This is a genomic window from Aequorivita todarodis (assembly GCF_028561335.1).
Lineage (GTDB): Bacteria > Bacteroidota > Bacteroidia > Flavobacteriales > Flavobacteriaceae > Aequorivita > Aequorivita todarodis.
The window spans coordinates 166,498-183,632 of sequence record NZ_JAQQTG010000015.1; the positions used below are offsets into that span (position 1 = coordinate 166,498).

Sequence of the window (17,135 nt, forward strand, 5' to 3'; positions counted from 1 at the left end):
GTATGAAGACAAAAATTTTATATATAGCGTTCGTTTCAATTTTCTTTTTTCAAATGGGTTGCACAGAACCCTATGAAATAGAAACAGTTGACTATGAAAACGTTTTGGTGGTAGAAAGTACTATTACCGATGAAGTGAAGCCACAAATTGTAAAACTCAGCAGAACCTCTTCCCTTGAGAATACGGATGTTTTAACCGAAAACAATGCAACTGTAACCGTTGTTGGGGACAATGGCGACAATTATAGTTTTTCGCAGGATAGTGAAACGGGTTTTTATGTTTCAGATCAATCCTTCCGTGCCGTGCCAAATACCTCCTATACTTTAAATATTATTACCCAAGATGGCAAACACTATAATTCTTCTGAAGTAACCTTGCCACCCACGGTGGAAATGGACGAAGTTTACACCGAGCGCATCGTTGACCCAACTAAAGATAAAGACGGCGTACAGGTTCTGGTCAATACCGAAGACCCAACGGGCAATGCAAAATATTTTAGGTACGAATATGAGGAAACCTATAAAATTACGGCTCCATATCCATCGCCATATACTGCCGAAATAATAAATTTTAATGGTGAGTTCTATACCTTCGATGTTATCCTTACGCCACGCGAACCTGAAATAATCTGTTATACAACCGAATATTCCACAGGGATCGACCAAACCTCTACTACAGAACTCAACGAAAATAGGGTAGTGCGGTTCCCTGTAAAATATCTCTCAAAACTGGATGCCAAAATGCAGACCCGTTATAGTATTTTGGTAAAACAATACGTGCAGAGCGTGGAAGCATACACCTTTTATAAAATAGTGAACGAACTTGGAAGTGTGGGAAGCTTGCTATCCCAAGGCCAACCGGGCTATGTGGCCGGAAATATGGTTTCTGAAGCGAATCCGGGCGAAAAGGTTCTGGGCTTCTTTGAAGCTTCTTCCATGACCTCAAAGCGGATTTATTTCAATTATGAAGATTTTGGATTGGAAAAACCTCCATACTTTGTGGATTGCGATGTGCTTGTTCTGGATTATCGCGATAATACCGTTTTGGATAACGATCCAAACGACCGGGAATCAATTTATACTTATCTCAAGTATTTTGGATACCAAGTGGTACAGCACGGCCCATGGTTCCAATATACTATTGCCAAACAGGAATGCGCAGTGTGCACCTCTTTTTCATCAAACATAAGACCCGATTTTTGGGAAGATTGATTATGACAAAAAAGCTATTCTTCATATTGTTTATTGGTGTCGTTTTTGCGGCGAAAGCACAAATTCCGAAGCAGGATGTATCGGTAGATACAGCTGTTTTCCCCAAGGAAAAAGTTACGCTCGCCATTAACTCCAACGTATTGCTGGCAGGGGAATTGCTTCAATATAAGGCCTTCAATCTCAATGTCGCAAACAAGCCGAGCGAACTCAGCAAAATTCTTTACGTTTCCCTGCGAAATGAAAACGATTCAGTGGTTTTTAGCCATAAACTGAAAGTTGAAAACGGAGCGGCAAACGGAGATTTCTTTATTCCTTCCACCTTAAAAACAGGTGTTTACAATCTTATTGGCTATACCAATTTCTCAAGGAATAACGTTCAGGATGCCTATTTTCAAAAAAACATTTACGTTATAAATACCTTTATAAAGCCAACTGGCACAAAGAAAACAGCCGATACCGTTAAAGTGGACTTCGCCGCCAAGCCCATTTCAGATTTTTCTGAAAAAATAAGCAATGCGGAAACGATCCAAATCACCACAAACAAACAATCTTTTGGCTTTCGCGAAAAAGTAAGCTTGAGAATTGAAAACGGTTCGGGCAATAGTGAAGGGAATTATGTTCTTTCAGTGAGAAAAATAAGCCCCATTGAAATTTCCGGCAATGTTTCACCAAAACCAAAAGATATAACTTCGGGAATATTCTATGTTCCTGAACTGAGAGGCGAACTGATTTCAGGAGTTGTGCTTTCTAATGATGATGGCGCACCCGTGGCAAACAAAGAAGTTTCACTCACCATCCCCGGAAAGGATTTTATATTCAAAATGGCGAAAACCGATGCCAACGGAAGGTTTTTCTTTTCGGTAACTGAAGGATATGATGCGGGGGAGAGCATCGTTCAATTGAATGAATCTGATAGAAAATCAAGCGATTACAAGCTGATTTTGGACAAAAAGAATTTTGACTTGGGCGAAACTGAAGCAAAAGAATTGAAGTTGGATCCAAATTTAAAAGACTGGCTGCAAGAGCGAAGTGTACAAGTTCAGGTAGAGAACGCTTATTTTGACGTTAAAAAGGACAGTATTTTGAACCACAAAATAAATCCCCCATTTTACGATAATTTGGGAACGGTTTTTTTATTGGATGACTACACCCGTTTCCCCTCCGTTCGGGAAACCTTTATAGAAGTTGTTACCCTGGCCGCGCTTCGGGGTTCGGGGGAGAACAGCAGGTTTTCGGTCAACAATGCCTACGATCCAAATGGAATTGCAAAATTTAATGATATTGCACCTTTGGTGCTCATGGATGGCATGCAGGTTCAGAACAATGATGACCTGATAAACTACAATGCGCGTGAAATTAAAAGCATCCGTGTTATTACCCAGCCTTATCGTTATGGCCCTAAGATATACAGCGGTATTATTTCTGTTGAAACCAAAAAGGGCGATTTTGTACCTACTCTATCAAACTACGTTAAAGCACTAAATCTGCCGCCAGCCGTTAAGAAAAAGGCACCGTACCACGCAGATTATGCAAATAAAACTACACTTTCAAGAATTCCAGATTTTAGGGTGCAACTGCTTTGGCAGCCTGATTTAACGTTTGAAGAAGCTGCATATTCAACTTTCTTTTATACATCGGATGTTTCTGGAGTTTTTGAAATTACCTTGGAAGGCTATTCCGTGGATGGTACAATTATTTCAGCCAAAAATTACTTCACGGTAAGTGACAATTAACATTTTGTGTTAAAATTGTTCGTTATTTTGTTAAAATTTAAAGAAAAATGTTTTAACTTTAGTTCCGTTTATTCAACAACCTGACCAATTTTACCCTTATGCTTCATTGGAAGGCAATATATATAATTTTAGCCATAGTCTTTGGAGTCGTTGGTTTTATCGGTATTGGTGATGGAGGGCTGCAGCCGGCCAAATATATTTGCGGGATATTTGTAATCGTATTGTTGACGTTCTGGGCCACGGATATTCTGTGCAGAAAGCGCGGATAAAAAATTAGATGTTAAAGTTTTGATATTGAGTCAATCCAATTCGATATTTTTTGTATTTTTATCAAACTATCATATCGGGGTGCTTAAGTTTAAACAGCTGAGAATATACCCGTAAAACTTCGAAACGGATAATGCCAGCAGAAGGAATATGATTTGCAAAGGGAACGAAGATTTTTTCAAATCTTGTTCCCTTTGTTTCTTTCCACCTGTCAACTGTGACTGAAAACTGAAAACCTATTTTCAAAGTTCATCCGTTTTCTCCTTCTGCCCAGTCATCATCAAATACGCTTTCAAAAATTCATCAATCTCGCCATCAAGCATAGCGTCAGTGTTTCCCGTTTCGTGGCCCGTACGGACGTCTTTTACCAATTTATAGGGGTGCAAAACATAATTGCGTATCTGCGAGCCCCACTCAATGGCTAACTTGCTGTCCTCAATTTCGGCCCGCTGTGCCAGTTGTTTGCGCAACTCAATTTCATAGAGCTGCGATTTCAACATTTGCATCGCCTTTTCGCGATTGTCCAGCTGGCTGCGGGTTTCGCTATTGTGGATAATGATTCCGGTAGGGTGGTGGGTAAGGATGGCCTTCGTTTCCACCTTGTTTACGTTTTGGCCACCAGCGCCGCTGCTTCGGGCAAAATCCCACGAAATATCGGCAGGGTTTATTTCAATCTCGATGGTATCATCCACCAAAGGATATACATACACACTTGCAAAGCTGGTGTGCCGTTTCGCATTGCTGTCAAACGGGGAAATGCGCACCAAGCGATGAACGCCGTTCTCGCTTTTTAGCCACCCAAAGGCGTATTCGCCCTCAATTTCCAGTGTTACGGTTTTCACGCCGGCAACATCGCCTGCCTGAAAGTTGAGTTCCTTTACTTTGTAATCGTTTTTCTGCGCCCACATGAGGTACATGCGCATCAGCATTTGTGCCCAATCGCAGCTTTCGGTACCGCCGGCGCCGGCAGTAATCTGTAGTACGGCGCTCATATCGTCGCCCTCTTCGCCAAGCATGTTGCGGAACTCCAGTGCTTCAATCGCATTTTCCGCCTTTTCAAAAGCAGCGTTTACACTTTCTGCTTTTCCTTCGCCTTCCTTGTAAAATTCGAGCAGTATTTCTGCCTCTTCGGTAAGGTTTTTCGCAGTTTCATAATCGGTGACCCATTTCTTTTTGGTCCGAAGCGTTTTCATAAACGCTTCCGCTTCGCGCGGGTTGTTCCAAAAATTGGGGTCAAAGGTTTTTTCTTCGTCGTTGGTAATCTCTATGCTTTTGCCAGCAATGTCAAAGATAGCGCCTCAAGGCATCTAGCCGCACCTTAAGGTCTTTTATTTGGTCTGTTGTGGTCATACTCATGTCCGCGAAAGCGGGTATCTTTTCAATACAAGTTAATTTTAGTATTTTGAATACGATATTTCAAAATCTTTCGGTAGCAAAAATACTATTAACTTGATGAGCTAAACGAATTTTTCGGCTAATTTTATGCTTTCTTAGAAATAGATTATTTTTTATGCAATGATATCTTTGATACAGCCAATTATGTCGAAATTTAAAAACTACTTTAGTAAAAATGAAGATTTCTATGTTTTCCCTTTACGGTGAGGGCAAAAAATCATGGTAATCTAAATTCCCAAAATATTTATAAACAGTATTATTCCATTCAAAATTCCCCTTATGAAAAAAACACTGCTCTTTTTCGCATTCATAATTACGAGTGTTATTTCCGCCCAAAACGATGAGGCCTTTGTCGATGCACTGGTTGCCCAAAAAATGGCAGTGCTGGAAATGCAACAAAACCCTGAATATTTTTTAAGAAAGGATTATTGTGATGGAAATATCCAGATCTTTATCTTGCCAGACGGAAGTACTTGCGCGTCAAAGTCAACCTATTACTCGGTCTATGTTTTTTGGAAAGAAGGCGAAGATGTTATGAAGGTCCAGAAATTTGATAATTGTGGAAGTTTTATGTCTTTTCCCGTAGCGATCACCAAAAACATAAGGAAAGCGCTGAAGGACAAGCAAGCTCTAAAAACCGAAGAGGTAAAACCGTATAAAGCCGAAAAGATAGACAACGATGCCTATGGAAATATGCCCGTACAGTCCTGCCACAAAGAATATAAATTTGTTTTTGGGGGCGACGTTTTTGAAAAAAAATTTAAGGAATTTGATTTGACCAATGACTCCAAATACAAAAATGTAAATGCATCCCACAACAAATCGTTGGTACTGATAAAGTTAGATGAAGAAATTTCGGAAATGATAAAGCATTTTGAAGAAAGCGGAAAATTTTTCCGGGAAAATTAAAGATATGATCATAGATTTAAGAAGCGATACCGTAACCCGGCCCACACCGGGGATGATGCAAGCAATCATGAATGCCGAAGTAGGCGACGATGTTTACAAAGAAGATCCCACGGCCAACAAACTGGAACAAAAACTGGCAGCCATGTTCGGAATGGACGAAGCGCTTTACTTCCCCACCGGCAGCATGGCCAACCAAGCCGCGATAAAAATGCACACCCAGCCCGGCGAGCAGTTGATAGCCGATAAATGGGCGCATATTTACAATTACGAAGGCGGCGGCATTTCTTTCAACAGCGGAGTTTCCTGTAAGTTGATCGATGGCAACCGCGGAATGATTACCGCTTCGCAAGTGGAGGAGAGCATCAATCCGCCAGATTTTTACCACAGTCCATTAACGAGTCTCGTTTGTTTGGAAAACACTACAAACAAGGGTGGCGGCGCCTGTTATGATTTTTCAGAAATTGAAAAAATCCGCAAGGTTTGCGATAGCCACGGTTTGGGTTTTCATTTGGATGGCGCGCGAATTTGGAATGCATTGGTTGCCCAAAGACAAAACCCAAAAGACTATGGGAGGATTTTCGATACTATTTCGGTTTGCCTGAGTAAAGGTTTGGGCGCGCCAATGGGAAGTGTGCTGATTGGCAAAAAAGAAATAATGAAAAAAGCCATGCGCGTCCGTAAAGTGCTGGGGGGCGGAATGCGGCAGATAGGCTTTATGGCTGCTGCTGGAATTTACGCTTTGGATAATCAATTGGAACGCCTGGCCGAAGACCATAAAAAGGCTTTGGAGATTTCGACAATGCTTGCAAAACAAGCTTACATCAAAAAAGTGGAGCCAACCGAAACGAATATTGTAATCTTCTATCTCGCTGAAGCTGTTTCCGAAGAAAAATTCACGAACGATTTGTTTCAGAAAAATATAAAAATCAGCTCGATGGGGCAGGGTAAGCTACGGATAGTGACGCATTTGGATTATACAGATGAAATGCACGCAAAATTTCTGAAAATCCTAAACGAATACACAATTTAGATTTTCCGCTTTTCTTTTATAATTGGTTTCTTTAATTTTAAGAAATATTTACAAAACTTAAGAATATGTCTGAACAAGTTCAATTAATTCCCGGAAATTCCCTTATTACCAAAACCCCTGAGGAAGGCCGTCAATTGGCCGTAAAAATGGCCCGGCTCAATATTAAATTCACCCAGCCAGATGCTGCAGTTCGGGAAAAACTACGGCCTATTTACGCCGAAGATGCGGCAATGCTGATTGCAATCGGGCAAGTGGTAGCCACTGAATTCGCAACCATTGCCGCTGCCAACAATTACTGGAAATAAAGCGGTGCCGCAGGGTTCACGAAAGTGAAACTTCAATCAATACCATCTTCGAGTAAACAATCCCAAAAGTGTTTTCGGGCTTAAGGTTACGATGAACCGAACTTTTTCATCGTAATGGGGCAAGTTTGGCTCAAAGCCCAAGCTGGAATACACGGGGAAATAAAGCTCAAAATAATCGGCAACCAAACTGAGGCGGATCCCACTGTCAAAAACAGCATTCGTGCCGCGCGCCTTATTGTGAACGAGCCCTACGTCGCCATAGGCATAAATCCATTTCCAAATATTGGTACTTGCGTTCACGGTCGTTATCCAACTGTTTGCAAAGGCCGGTTCTAATTGCGATTTGAATCCTCCTTCGGCAATAATCAACTGCTGGCTGAAGAGTCCCGAGTCTTCACTGCGGCCATAATAGTTGTAATCAAAAAGATAATCATTGGGACGATCCAAAGCGAAACTGAAGAAATCCTCATTTTCACGGGTATCGTTAAATAGAAAAGCTCCCGCAAAAAACCGAAGGTTCAATTGGCGATTGCTCAAAAAGAGCTTGCGGTATTCCAGATTCACGGAGAGTTTGCTGAATTTTGATGAAATTTCATAATCTACCACGCTTCTAAAATAATTGATCAGGTTTGGGTTGGAATACACATACTGCAGGTTAAAAACACTGTAATTCGGCTCCTGTTCCAGGTTGTTTGGGTCCTCATCTTGATATACGTTTACATTGCGGATATTGATATACTGCTTTTCATTATTCCGCAAATCATCATTCCTAAAGGCAAAAGTGATGTAGGGCGTAAAACGTTTGTAGAACAATCCGCGATCGTAGGAGTAGTAATTTCCAGAAAAACCATAGCGCATCGCGTAAAGATTGCCTTCATCTATTTTTTGGGTATAGCTTACCGATGCCCGGCCCACGAGTGTTTTGGAGCGAAACCCGAACTGTGGTTCCAAACTGTAATGTACCGCTTTTGGCAGCGCTGTTTTGTTGTAAAGTCGGAGTCCTGCCGAAACCCCATCATATAGGTTGTATTCAAAGATGGGCATAAAGAAGAACTGTGTATAAGTTGGATCCTCCACGTCTTGGAAAAGACGGAACTGCAAGGGTTTGTTCAACAGACCATTTATGGACTTGAAGTTATTTCTACGGTTGTATTCCGGAATTTCTCCTTCGTAATTCAATGCCAACTTCCTGATATTTGCTGATGGGATGGTAATGGAGGCAATACTGTCAATGGGCTTTGTCCAGGTTTTGAAAACGATTTCGTCTTTGTTCAGGCCATACAATGAAACGGGAAGCTCCGTTTTCCTGTTGTTTTTGATGAAGACTTCCAAAGAATCTCCCTTTTTTTCAACCTTTTTTATTTTGAAATCTATCGTTGTCCGAGTGTCTGCAAAGTCTTCAAAAAACCAATTGATGGGGAGATTTGTGCGCTCCGATAGAAATGCTTCAAAATCTGAGGATTTAATCGGTTTCAGCCTATTTTCGGAATAGAATTCCTTTATGCTTTTATTTAAAACGTCATCACCTAAATAATCATTCAAATATCTTAAGCCGCTTGCGCCGTAATATCCTGTGGAAATATTCATATTAAACTTCAACAAAGCGTCCTTCGGGGTTGTCAACGATTGGTGGATGTTGCCGCGGGCCATATTCATATAAAGCATTGGATACTGGTCATTGAATTCAAGATCTGCCAAATGTGCCCAACGGATGACCCACCAATTACTCAAATTGCCGATCATCTTCATTTTTGGATAATACGTATCCACATATTCCATCATCAAATAAATCTGCAACGCATCCTGCAACCAGTAATCATCACGCGAATTCAGTATCAAGGTATTGTCGATATAATGGCGGGATATGGTTTTCAATTGCTCCATATCGTACTCAAACCCATCTGGAAACGGACTGATAAAGCTTGGCAACTGGTTAAGCCCATAAACGGGATTGGTTTTATAGTCCGTTTCACTGATGACCATTTTTTCAAATGGATAAGGACCAAGTTTGGAGTCCAAAAACCGAACGACCCGATCTATCATCAAAGCCTGTACAGGCGGATTTACTTTGCTGTTTTGAAGATTGGTTACTATTTTTAACTTATCGGTTTCAACGGTTTCGAAGGTTGTGTTTTTTTCAAGATATAAAACCGCATTTGTACGATTGTTTCCGTAAAGCTCTGTGGTTTTTGTGTTTTCAGAAACGCTTTCCGAAACCACATCAAAATCTGAGATAACGGAATAATGCTTTGGCAGATGGAGCGAAATGGAAAACTCCATGGGTGTCAAAAATAGGTCGTCGGTGTTTTTATTGCTGAAAACTTGCCATTCACCATTGTAAACGGCTGGCACGATATACCAATAGCGCAGTTTGTAATCATTGACTTTATTTACCCCGAAACGCGTATAACGGTCATCAGGAACTTTTACGCTGTATTCCAGATTAAAGGTGTAACTATCTCCGGGTTTTAAAGGAATTTCAGGAATAATTCTTAGAATATCAACGGCATTGCCCCTTTGCCACTGTAATGGAACAGCGGAGTTGTTATAAATTTTTTTAATATCCGTTCTTCCTCTATCCTTGTCTTTTTCAAAGTGAAATGCGCTTTCATAATTTTCGGCAAAACGCTTGGCCAGCGGTGTGGTTTTGGATGAAAAACTATTTGCCCAGTCGAAAAGATAGATTTCCTTTAAGGTATCTTCGGAAGTGTTTTTGTACGTAATTTGCTGTTTAATGGAAAGCGTTTTTTGCGATGGGTTCAACGTGGCATCAATATTCAGGGTGTGCTGTGCCATTGCTTGAAACGTCAAACAAAAAAGGATGCTGTATAAAAGGTTTCGGATTATCAAAAAGTTTTGGGGAATTTTAAAAGTTCGGGCTCAGATTGTATTCGTTGTAAAAATCATTCAATATTTGAAGCACTTCGTCTTCTGTGTCCACTATATGCACCAAGTCCAAATCTTCCGCACTTATGTTGTTATTGGCTTCCAAAAGCGTTGTTTTAATCCATTCAAAAAGGCCTCCCCAAAATTCGGTGCCTACAAGTATTAACGGGAACTTATCAATTTTGTGGGTTTGGATCAGGGTCAAGGCTTCAAAGAACTCATCAAGCGTTCCAAAACCTCCGGGCATTACCACAAAACCTTGGGAATATTTTACAAACATAACCTTTCGCACGAAGAAGTAATCAAAATCGATGCTTTTATCGCTGTCTATATACGGATTGTCGTGCTGCTCAAAAGGCAATGTAATATTAAGCCCCACGGAAGTCCCGCCAGCCAAATGGGCGCCTTTGTTGCCCGCTTCCATAATTCCCGGTCCGCCGCCTGTGATAACACCGTAGCCGTTTTCGGTAATTTTTTTGGCAATGTTTTCTGCCAGTTTGTAATATTTATGGTCCGGTTTGGTGCGGGCAGAGCCAAAAATTGAAACACAGGGGCCTATTCGGCTCATTTTTTCATATCCACCCACAAATTCTCCCATAATCTTAAAAATGGCCCAGGAGTCGTTGGTTTTTACTTGATTCCAGTTTTTAGGTATTTGTTCGTCTCTCATTTATTTCAGTGTTCGATGTTATGAGTTAAGTGTTATGCGTTAAGTGTTATGCGTTAAGTGTTATGCGTTATGCGTTATGCGTTATGCGTTATGAGTTAAGTGTTACTCGTCCCTCGTCATTCGTGCCTCACGAATGTAATTCTTTTTTTAGGAATCGGGCGGTATAACTCTTTTTGTCTTCGGCTACTTCTTCCGGGGTTCCCAGGGCCATAATTTTTCCGCCCTGTTTGCCGCCTTCGGGGCCAATATCTATAATATAATCAACGGTTTTAATAACGTCCAGATTGTGTTCAATAATTAGTACCGTGTTTCCTTTGTCAACCAGTTTATTCAGCACTATCATCAAAACGCGAATGTCCTCAAAATGGAGTCCCGTTGTGGGTTCGTCCAAAATGTAAAAGGTGTTTCCCGTATCGCGTTTGGAGAGTTCGGTAGCCAGTTTAATCCTCTGTGCTTCCCCGCCCGAAAGTGTTGTAGATTGTTGACCTAACGTAATATAACCGAGACCAACATCCTTTATGGTTTTAATTTTTCGGTGGATTTTTGGAATGTTTTCGAAGAAACCATCCGCTTCATTAATCGTCATTTCCAAAACGTCATAAATGGATTTCCCTTTATAGCGAATCTCCAAAGTTTCACGGTTAAAACGTTTGCCTTGGCAGGTTTCGCATTCCACATAGACATCGGGCAGGAAGTTCATTTCAATAACGCGCAGACCGGCACCTTTACAGGATTCACAACGGCCGCCGGCAACGTTGAAGCTAAAACGCCCAGGTTTGTACCCGCGAATCATCGCTTCAGGAGTTTTGGCGAAAAGATTGCGTATTTCAGAAAAAACACCCGTATAGGTCGCTGGGTTGCTTCGTGGCGTGCGGCCGATGGGCGATTGGTTTATATCGATTACTTTGTCAATATTTTCAAGCCCTTCAATTTTTTTGTAGGGCATCGGTTTTTTTACGCCATTAAAAAAATGTGCGTTGAGAATAGGGTAGAGGGTCTCGTTGATAAGTGTACTCTTTCCGCTGCCGGAAACGCCCGTTACACCAATCATTTTTCCCAAGGGAAATTCCACTGAAATGTTTTTCAAGTTATTTCCCGAAGCCCCTTTCAACGTTAGCGTTTTGCCGTTTCCTTTTCTTCGCTTTTTTGGGACTTCAATTTTCTTCTTACCGCTTAAATAATCTGCGGTGAGTGTGTTGTGTTTTTCTATTTCTTTTGGAGTTCCTTCGGAAACAATCTCGCCACCGTGCCTTCCCGCTGCCGGCCCAATGTCAATCACATAATCGGCGCTTTCTATCATTTCTTTGTCGTGCTCCACGACTATAACGGAATTGCCTATATCCTTCAATTGCTTCAGGGAAAAAATCAATCGCTCATTATCGCGTTGGTGCAGGCCAATACTGGGCTCGTCCAAAATATAGAGCACGCCCACCAACTGCGAGCCAATCTGCGTTGCAAGTCGGATGCGTTGCGCCTCCCCGCCCGAAAGTGATTTTGAGCTGCGGTCCAGAGCCAAATACGTCAACCCCACATCCACCAAAAACTGAAGCCTTGAACGCACTTCCTTTATAATTTCCGAAGCGATTTTAAGCTGCGTTTCCGAAAGGTTGTTTTCGAGGTTTGCAAACCATTCCGCCAATTCCACCACGTCCATATTGGCGAGTTCGGCGATGTTTTTTCCGTTCACTTTGAAGTAAAGCGATTCCTTCCGAAGCCGTGTGCCGTTGCACTCCGGGCAGGGAATTTTGTCCATATATTCCTTTGCCCAGCGTTTTAGGGAAGTGGTCTCGTTGGCGTCGAAAGTATTTTGGATAAAAGTGGCAACTCCTTCAAAGTCTATTTTGTAGCTGCGGGTGATGCCGAGTTCCTTTGATGCAACTTCAAACTTTTCATTTCCGCCGAAAAAGATAACATTCTTGGCTTCTTGCGGAATACTTTCAAACGGATCACTCAACTTAAATTTGAAGCGTTCCGCAATCAATTCAAGTTGCTTAAAAACCCAATTGTTCTTTTGGGGCCCGTGCGCGGCCAAGGCGCCCTGCTTGATGGATAGTTTTGGATTCGGAACGAGCTTGTTCAAATTTACCTCGTAGAGTTTCCCCAACCCTTTACAATTAGGGCACATCCCTTTTGGCGAATTGAAGGAAAAATTGTTTGGCTCCGGATTTGGGTATGAAATTCCCGAGGACGGACACATCAGCGAACGGCTGAAATAGCGGGCTTCGTTTGTGTCGTTGTCCAAAACCATCAACACATCATCGCCGTGGTACATTGCGGTGTTTATGGTTTCGAAAAGGCGCTTGTTGTTATCGCTTTCGGCGGAAACCTTTAAACGGTCAATAACTATTTCAATGTCGTGGGTTTTGTAGCGGTCCACTTTCATACCCTTCACAATATCGCGCACTTCGCCGTCCACGCGCACTTTTAGGAAACCTTGTTTGGCAATCTGTTCAAAAAGTTCGCGGTAATGCCCTTTCCGGGAACGGATTACGGGAGCGAGAATACTTACTTTTTTATCGGCGAAATCTTCAAGGATAAGCTGTTTTATCTGCTCATCACTATAGCTGACCATTTTTTGCCCTGTGTTGTAACTATAAGCATCACTGGCGCGGGCGTAAAAAAGACGGAGGAAATCATAAATTTCAGTAATGGTGCCAACGGTGGAACGCGGACTTTTACTGGTGGTTTTTTGCTCAATGGCAATTACTGGGGAAAGGCCTTCAATTTTATCTACATCGGGGCGTTCCAGACTGCCTAAAAACTGGCGTGCGTAGGCGGAAAATGTTTCAATATAACGGCGCTGCCCTTCAGCATAAATGGTATCAAACGCCAAAGAGGATTTTCCGCTGCCGGAAAGCCCTGTAATTACTACTAATTTTTCTCTTGGAATGCGAACGTCAATGTTCTTTAAGTTGTGGACGCGGGCGCCCAAAACTTCAATAAAATCCTCATTTTTCAGCATAGCTGGCAAAGGTACTCAATAGATTGGAAAATAAAGAATGCATGGCAATGGCGCGGTGTTAATTTTTGATAAAAAATCGGAAGCCTTATTTAACGGTTTACTTCCTTTGAAAGGAAAATATGAAAAGTAATGGCAACGTAAAATATGGTGCTTATTACGATGGAATAGCTTACAATGATCGCTAGAACTGAAAAGCTGAGCATCAAGTAGGTAAGGGGGAGTAATACGCCAAATACCATTAACAGTAAAAAAACGATGTACAGATAATAGATCAATCGCGGTGTTTTCCTGTCTAAATGGCTTTGGAATTGGGAGAGTTTGGGCAGTACATCTTTCGTTAGATATTCCCAGAGTTTTGAGAAAAAGAAATCGTTAAAAGAGGAATTTTCAAACACGTCATTGTCTATTGTGTTGGCAAGGGTTAGGATTTTTTCTCTATGGCGTTCAAAAATGGAATCTAAATTGAGAGATTCCTTGTAATTTCCATATTTATAACCAAAAACATACCACAAACCGGAACCACTTTTGTGTTCTACCCATTTCTCTATGATATTGTTGCTATAAAAAATAGGATAATCTATGGTTTCGGGAATTTGTTTTTCTTTAGGGTCTGTCATCAATAGCGATTTCAGTTCCAAATACAGGTTTTCGGTCTCGCCGAAATGATGCGTTTCCTGAAGAAATTCAATGGCCAATTTCGACTTCCCTTTATAAAACTCCTTTACATCAAAATAGCTCAGATTTGCGTAATCTTTTTCCATATAATCCTTGAGTCCGGGGAGCCAGATATTTGAGTTGAAGATGATTTCCGCAATCGTTCGGAAATTGTGCATCTTTTGTGTTGTCTTGCTTATTTTGTGGATGATTTTGGCCTTGTAGGATTTATGGTTCATGGCCGAAGCAGCCAAAAAAACCATTAAAATTGCGGCTAAAAAACCGCTGATGCCTATATAGATTGAAGTAAGTTTCTTTAAATTTTCCTCAAAGCCCAGGGTGTTCTGATGTTTGTCGTAAAGCAAAAAAATAAGCCCTGCGCAGATTGCCCCACTTATCGCAAAAGCGACAATGGAATACAAATCCTTGGACAAAGATTTATTTTTCATAGACTAAACGGCAACCAATGGTTCATAGAAATAATCAAAAAAGATTTTTGGGGAGGAGAAATTTATTGGTAATTCTTTCGTGAAAGGATGCTCTCTTAAAACTGGATATATAAGTCTCCGATAAGGTGGAATTGAAAAGCCTCCTTAAAAAATCACAAGCTGAAATTTCTAAAAATCCTTGATTAATTGCCTCAAATCTAACCTTTTTTACTGCCCAAAGGGGCACCTTTCGATATAATGCAGAAGATTTCGTTTAATAGCGCAAAAGGCCTAAAAATTCAATAGCCTATGGCAGTATCATCGCCACGGCTGTCGGCACCTCCTTGAAGTTTGCCGTTCGGGAGTTTTAGGATAGCGTCCACCTTTCCGATAACCGGGTCGGTTTCGGTATTTTCGGGATAGCCTTTTTGTTTCAACGTTTCAATCAGATCTTCGGGAAATCGATCAAATTCATACCTGATGGCATCGGGCAACCACTGGTGATGAAATCTGGGCGCATCCACGGCTTGTTGCATATCCATATTAAATTCATACACATTCAAGATAGTTTGCGCTACTGAAGTGATAATCGTTGCCCCGCCGGGAGTACCCACGACCATCCAAAGTTTGCCGTCCTTTTCTACTATGGTCGGCGTCATCGAGCTGAGCATTCTTTTTTGGGGCGCAATGGCATTTGCCTGTCCGCCAACCAGACCATACACATTCGGCTCGCCCGGCTTGGCGCTGAAATCGTCCATTTCATTGTTTAAGAAGAAACCGAGTTCGTTGACGAATAGCAAGGAGCCGAAGGTTGAATTGAGCGTTGTGGTAACCGAAACCGCATTCCCAAAGGAATCAACGATTGAAAAGTGAGTGGTTTCAGGACTTTCGTACCCCATAATTACACCGGGCTTAATTTCTGCTGAAGTAGTGGCCGCGTTGAAGGAAAAATTTTCCATTCTTCGGGAAAGATAGGCTTCGGAAAGCAAGGAATCGGTCGGGATATTCACAAAATCCGGGTCGCCCAAATAATAACTTCTGTCGGCGTAGGCGCGGCGTTCCGCTTCGGCCAAAACTTGAATGTATTTTTCTGAATTGTGGCCATATTCCGAAAGGGGAAAAGGTTCCACCATCTTTAAAATCTGCACCAAACAGATGCCGCCGCTGGATGGTGGCGCCATGGAAATCACTTTTAAATCCTTATACGTAAAAACAATCGGTTCGCGCCATTGGGCCTCGTAGGCTTCCAAATCTTTTAGGGTTATTATGCCGCCTTTTTCTTTCAAAAAGGAAAGGAGTTTTTGGCCCGTTTCGCCACCGTAAAACTCAGCCCGGCCATTTTTGGAGATACGTTCCAAAGTATTGGCCAGTGCTAAATTTTTCAACGTATCGCCAGCTTTTAGATTTTCTGTATAAAGAATCGTTTCGCCATTTATTTCTTCAAAATAAGGAATATACATTTCCAATTCCTCTGCCTCCTTCTCAGTTATTATATATCCTTTTTTTGCCAGTTCAATCACGGGTTTTAAAATAACTTCCATCGGTAAACTTCCGAATTTTTCGTGGGCCGCAAACATGCCGGCAACAGTCCCCGGAACGGCCACGGACATTGCGCCGATGGAGCTTTTGTTAGGAATAACGTTTCCATCCTTATCGAGGTACATATTTTTAGCGGCGGCCATCGGAGCTTTTTCGCGATAGTCCAACGAGCCTATTTCGCCGTATTGGGTTCTGTAAACCATAAAGCCGCCGCCGGCAAGATTGCCTGCGTTGGGATAGGTTAGGGCCAAAGCCATATTTGTGGCAATCATGGCATCAAAGGCGTTACCGCCCATTTTTAGGATTTCCGTGCCAATTTTTGAAGCCTCCGCCCGGGCCGAAACTACCATCGCGCTGTCTGCAATAACAGCCTGTTTTGTTTCAACTTTAGGTGTTTCAACAACGGTTCGCGCTTCAGGTTTTTCCTTGCAGGCAAATATGAGAAGTATGATTAATAGGGGATAGATTTTCATAATTATTATTTTCAAATTTAATTATTAGGGCGTAGAGACGCACGGCCGTGCGTCTCTACGCCCAATCCAATTTCATAATTCCTTTAATTTTTGATGGGAAAAAGCTATCAATTCATCAAAAAAGGAAGTGAATTCGGCTTCAAATTCATCATAATATGCTTCGAGCTCCGCCACGGCGAGGTTCATTTTTGAAACGCCCTTGGTGCGCACATTCATCTGTGTCAAAATTTTGCTGATTCCCTCCACGGTGGCGTAGCTTAGCAGCCAGTTGTCGGCAATCATATAAGGCATCATTCGTTGGATACGGGCGGGCAGCATGGTAAAATTTTTCCGAAGCAATTTATAAAAATCCGCTACATATTCATCCAAAGGCACTTCGGAATATTTGCTCCAATTTTTCGCCAAAAAATGGTCGTAGAGAATATCCACGATTACCCCGCTGTAATGTCCGTAATTTTTGTGGAGCCGCGCCGTGCTCTGGTGTACCGTTGGGTGGGCATCGGTAAAACTGTCGATTGCACGGTGCAGCAATATACCTTTCGCGATGGCCGGCGGGTATTTTAAATATCTTTTTCCCTTAATGCCGTCGGCGATAAAGTTGCCGATGATAACACTTTCGTCATTGCCGGAGAGATAGATGTGGGCCAAAAAATTCATTCAATAAATATATGTA

12 protein-coding genes are annotated in these 17,135 nt (G+C 41.8%); 5 read left to right on the forward strand and 7 right to left on the reverse strand.

Annotation, left to right across the window (positions count from 1 at the left end; all coding sequences use genetic code 11):
- Positions 1-2: 2 nt before the first annotated feature.
- Together POV26_RS05860 and POV26_RS05865 are read left to right on the forward strand one after the other, a co-directional pair.
- Positions 3-1,211, forward strand: a complete 1,209-nt coding sequence (locus POV26_RS05860; RefSeq protein WP_272855537.1) for a DUF4249 domain-containing protein — start codon at positions 3-5, stop codon at positions 1,209-1,211.
- 2 nt (positions 1,212-1,213) lie between these two features.
- Positions 1,214-2,944 carry a hypothetical protein gene (locus tag POV26_RS05865; protein WP_272855538.1) on the forward strand — a complete coding sequence of 577 codons (1,731 nt, stop codon included), beginning with the start codon at positions 1,214-1,216 and terminating at the stop codon, positions 2,942-2,944.
- Between the two features lie 509 nt (positions 2,945-3,453).
- Here POV26_RS05865 and prfB read toward each other — a convergent pair.
- Positions 3,454-4,561, reverse strand: a protein-coding gene (gene prfB, locus POV26_RS05870; protein ID WP_272855539.1) for a peptide chain release factor 2 whose coding sequence is annotated in 2 segments (ribosomal slippage) — positions 3,454-4,497 and positions 4,499-4,561 — 1,107 coding nt in all. Because the reading frame shifts where the segments join, the coding sequence is not laid out codon by codon here.
- A 324-nt stretch (positions 4,562-4,885) separates the two neighbouring features.
- Here prfB and POV26_RS05875 point away from each other — a divergent pair.
- The 3 genes from POV26_RS05875 to POV26_RS05885 all read left to right on the forward strand — a co-directional run bounded on the left by POV26_RS05875 (position 4,886) and on the right by POV26_RS05885 (position 6,850).
- Positions 4,886-5,515: a hypothetical protein gene (locus POV26_RS05875; RefSeq protein WP_272855540.1), complete on the forward strand. Its 630-nt coding sequence runs from the start codon at positions 4,886-4,888 to the stop codon at positions 5,513-5,515.
- Positions 5,516-5,519: 4 nt separating this feature from the next.
- Positions 5,520-6,545 (forward strand): threonine aldolase family protein, encoded by a 1,026-nt coding sequence (locus POV26_RS05880; protein ID WP_272855541.1) that lies wholly within the window; start codon positions 5,520-5,522, stop codon positions 6,543-6,545.
- Positions 6,546-6,610: 65 nt separating this feature from the next.
- The gene (locus POV26_RS05885) at positions 6,611-6,850 is read left to right on the forward strand and encodes a hexameric tyrosine-coordinated heme protein (protein WP_272855542.1); all 240 of its coding nucleotides are present in this window, start codon (positions 6,611-6,613) and stop codon (positions 6,848-6,850) included.
- A 36-nt stretch (positions 6,851-6,886) separates the two neighbouring features.
- On the opposite strand, the gene POV26_RS05890 is transcribed toward POV26_RS05885, so the two are convergent.
- The 6 genes from POV26_RS05890 to POV26_RS05915 all read right to left on the reverse strand — a co-directional run bounded on the left by POV26_RS05890 (position 6,887) and on the right by POV26_RS05915 (position 17,119).
- Positions 6,887-9,646: a gluzincin family metallopeptidase gene (locus tag POV26_RS05890; protein ID WP_272855543.1), complete on the reverse strand. Its 2,760-nt coding sequence runs from the start codon at positions 9,644-9,646 to the stop codon at positions 6,887-6,889.
- 70 nt (positions 9,647-9,716) lie between these two features.
- A complete protein-coding gene (locus POV26_RS05895) occupies positions 9,717-10,406 on the reverse strand; it encodes an LOG family protein (RefSeq protein WP_272855544.1) in 690 nt (229 codons plus the stop codon).
- Between the two features lie 127 nt (positions 10,407-10,533).
- Positions 10,534-13,368: an excinuclease ABC subunit UvrA gene (uvrA, locus tag POV26_RS05900; RefSeq protein ID WP_272855545.1), complete on the reverse strand. Its 2,835-nt coding sequence runs from the start codon at positions 13,366-13,368 to the stop codon at positions 10,534-10,536.
- Between the two features lie 89 nt (positions 13,369-13,457).
- Entirely contained in the window at positions 13,458-14,471 is a 1,014-nt protein-coding gene (locus tag POV26_RS05905; protein WP_272855546.1) for a hypothetical protein, read from the reverse strand.
- A gap of 278 nt (positions 14,472-14,749) precedes the next feature.
- Positions 14,750-16,462 carry a gamma-glutamyltransferase gene (ggt, locus tag POV26_RS05910; protein WP_272855547.1) on the reverse strand — a complete coding sequence of 571 codons (1,713 nt, stop codon included), beginning with the start codon at positions 16,460-16,462 and terminating at the stop codon, positions 14,750-14,752.
- Positions 16,463-16,534: 72 nt separating this feature from the next.
- Positions 16,535-17,119, reverse strand: a complete 585-nt coding sequence (locus tag POV26_RS05915; protein ID WP_272855548.1) for an acyl carrier protein phosphodiesterase — start codon at positions 17,117-17,119, stop codon at positions 16,535-16,537.
- Positions 17,120-17,135 lie beyond the last annotated feature (16 nt).